At 57.0% G+C, this 3,232-nt stretch carries 3 protein-coding genes; 1 reads left to right on the top strand and 2 read right to left on the bottom strand.

All coding sequences use genetic code 11. From position 1 onward, the window contains the following. The coding region (locus KA354_22410; GenBank protein MBP7937405.1) for an IS5/IS1182 family transposase at positions 1-119 on the top strand (119 nt) is incomplete at its 5' end. An 8-nt stretch (positions 120-127) separates the two neighbouring features. On the opposite strand, the gene KA354_22415 is transcribed toward KA354_22410, so the two are convergent. Further along, positions 128-685, bottom strand: coding sequence for a class I SAM-dependent methyltransferase (locus tag KA354_22415; protein MBP7937406.1), 558 nt, complete (start codon positions 683-685; stop codon positions 128-130). Between the two features lie 703 nt (positions 686-1,388). Further along, positions 1,389-3,232, bottom strand: a 1,844-nt coding sequence (locus KA354_22420; GenBank protein ID MBP7937407.1) for a chitobiase/beta-hexosaminidase C-terminal domain-containing protein, incomplete at its 5' end; no start/stop codon positions are given.

Genomic DNA, 3,232 nt, shown 5'->3' on the forward strand with positions numbered 1-3,232 from the left:
CGAACCGATTTCGGCGCGTCTTGGTGCGCTGGGAGAAAAAAGCCGAGAACTACGTTGCCATGGTCCATCTGTGTTTCGCCTGCATCGCCTTTCACAGATCCGGACTGTTATTGGGATAGGCTCTTAACTATGTAACTACCAGGACACCTATCCCATATCCAGCACCCGGATTCGCCACGAATTCATGATGTACGTAATCGTCTCTAATCTCCCTCCAAAACTTGTGCACTTCGCCACCGCTACCAGAAGGATGGGGGACAACATCATGAAACGCAATGAGCCCCCCCCTCCGAACGAGCGGAGAATATGCCTCGAAGTCAACACGTGCGCCGGCATATGTGTGATCGCCATCGATGAAAAGAAAGTCAAGCGAGTCTCCCTCAAGCCTAGCGGCGACCTCCGCCACAGTCTCCTTTAAATGAGAATTCGCACGCAGCAGGTGAAGCTGCTGTCCAGGTTTGGCAAAAGAACGCATGACGGGCACCTTCCACCTCGGATAGCCTCCGCCGAACGCTCCACGCGGCAAGTCCACGCTCATGATCCAAGCGTTATCCGGCAGTGTCCGGCAGAACAGGAACAACGTACCGCCGTTAGCTGTGCCAATCTCAAGCATCCTCCTCGTTTGCTCACGCGCCAACATTCGCAACAAGTGTATGATCTCTTCGGGAACCTGCATTGGATTCATGATGCCCCAGGCCTGCTCCTTTGCGAACTTCACGAGCCTAACCGGGTCATCGCTGCCACCAAGCGAGGCCAGATTGCGTATTGTCCGATCCCGCCCCAATCGCTGGAGGGGCCGCCAGTCAACAAACCCGTGCAAACACCGGGCAACGCGAACCAGCCATCGGTGTTTATGCTGTCGTTCCCATTCCCTCACAGCCGCCTTTAACCTGCCTGTCACGAAACTCAATCGTAGTACTCCCCGAGAATTCTCGGTCGCCCTCGCCTCACTCCGCTTCACATAATCAGACAATGATACTGGCCTAGATCTCCGTCTTTAAAAAGCCACTTTTGCCCTGTTCAGGTGTCACCGCGTGACCGCTATCGCGCGGGTGCCCGTGGTAACATGTGGTTCAGACAACTCCTCCTGAACAGCTGCTGCTCCGGAAAGCAAACCGAACCTCTTTCATAGCGGCATTCCACATTTCCTCCTGCCTCGAACGGTTGGAGCCGACCGTGATAGTGTCGTCCCGACAGTCTAGCTCTGCATCATCGCACTACTCACGCTGCTTTACGAATACCATCAAGGCGTTCTAGATGTCTTTCTCACGCGCGTTGGCGCGAGGAGCATTGGGCCACCCAGGCACAGCACAGAGCGGACTATCCAGCTCAACGACCACACGCCACGCATCCAACAGCATGTGTCGCCACAACTTGACTCTAGGCGGTCAATATGATATGCAGTCGAGAAACGAGACTCCCCGAGGCGGAGCCGTGCTATAGCGTGTCAACGTGTCCGGGCTAACAACACAATTGGAAAATACGACGTTTCTGGCGCTTAGCTGATCCCGATTCGTTATGTCCGTACGCAGCCACCATCTCTGACCTCGCACTGATACTCGTCGGAAAAGCAGATGGTCGAGACGCCCCTGAAGCTGCGCAGCCAGATCCAGGCCATCAAGGCCAATATCGAATTCAATGTCAACGAAGGCGCTGTTTGACATTGCCGGAACCTCGGTGTCAATCTTGGGTTGACAGACTAGGAAGGCCTGTACGTTTGTCGCAGTCGCTTGCACCTTATACGCAATCAGATTGTCCCAAACCTGGTAATACTGGAAGAGATCCGAGTGGAAAGCCCAACCATCAATGTTGTTGAAGTCAACTACACTGCAATTGACGACCATCTGGCAATTAGTGAACGCATCTCCACAGATTCTGCGCATTGCACAGTTGCGATCGATCTGGGCCCACATAAAGCCATTAATCGTGTCTTCCACCTCGCTATCGGTTACCCAGTACTTGGTTTGATAATGAATGATGAACTGGAAATTGGAGTATCGCGCAGCCCAGCCGTTGCTGTCAAACCACCTAGCACCATCGAACCACATGTCTCCCGCGTTCCTAAGATGGACTACGTTGGCGACATCCAGAGACAGATGCTGCCAATGTATGCGCCTTAGTGGCAGGCTAAGGCCATCGTTCGTTGTCGTCCTCTCCGCCAGTCCTATGATGATTGAGCGATAGTCAAGGCTGGGAGCACCCCGAACTAGGACCCAGCGCTGACTGTTAAGGGCCGGCCCAGCACTAGAGGGGTTTAGCGCATAGACACCTGATTCCGTTAGGGTGATTGTTCCCCCAGCATTCACTTTCCTCATCGCTTCCATGAGCGTCGCCACCGGTTGCCCGGCGGAGCCATCATTGGCGTCAGATCCCATAGACGGTGAGACAAATACCTCGGGTGATGAGAGGCCTGAGCTGGCATTTGTGAATAGAGCTAGCGACTCCAGCCCCCTCGGCACTCCCAGCTTCGGCCACGCAATCGCCCTCACCTCGATCGGCCCATCCGCAAAGTCAGAGGCCCGCAGCGTCGCCCAGTACTCGACCACCCCGTCGCTCTGCACACCGATACCCGAGTGGTTGGCCACCTGCGTATTGAGGCTCATCGTAGAAACCGCCAGCCACGGGCCGCCATTGACACTGAACTCCACCCGGTCAATGTCGTTCATGTGGAACGCCACCACGCCGACGTTGAAGTCCCCGTCGAACGTTTGGTACGGGACTACGTCCCACCGGGCGATCGCCTTGGCATCCCAGCCGGCCGGTCGGGCCGACTCAGCCAGGCTCGTGTCGTACCCCACCGGGCCGGGCTCTGCGCTGGCACCCGTCCAGCCAGTACCCGGAATCAGAATCCGGGAATTGCCCGGGTTGCTCGTCACCGCGAAACTGGCCGTGGCCGTAACGCTACTTGTGCATCCACTCTTGAAGCCCTTAGCCTTGACCGTGGCGCTGGCGTTGAGCGTGAACGCGGTCGCGTAGGCGGTCGAACTGGTCGTCGGGTCGCTCCCGTCGATCGTGTAGCGGATCGTGGCACCCGGGGTGTCACAAGCCATGCACACCTTGGCCGGCCCGAAGTAACTGCCGCCGTTCGGGGTGATCGTCGGCGTGGCCACGGTCACCGCCGCCGCGGTCACCGTGAAGCTGGCCGACGCCAAACCACTGTCCGTGCAGCCACTCTTGAACCCCTTCGCCTTCACCGTGGCACTCGAAGTCAGCGTGACGGGCCCGGTGTAGA

It is taken from the genome of Phycisphaerae bacterium (assembly GCA_018003015.1).
In the GTDB taxonomy this organism is placed as follows: Bacteria; Planctomycetota; Phycisphaerae; order UBA1845; family PWPN01; genus JAGNEZ01.

Coding starts and splice junctions, on each gene's coding strand:
- KA354_22415 (MBP7937406.1), bottom strand. CDS start 685: ATGAATCCAATGCAGGTTCCCGAAGAGATCATACACTTGTTGCGAATG.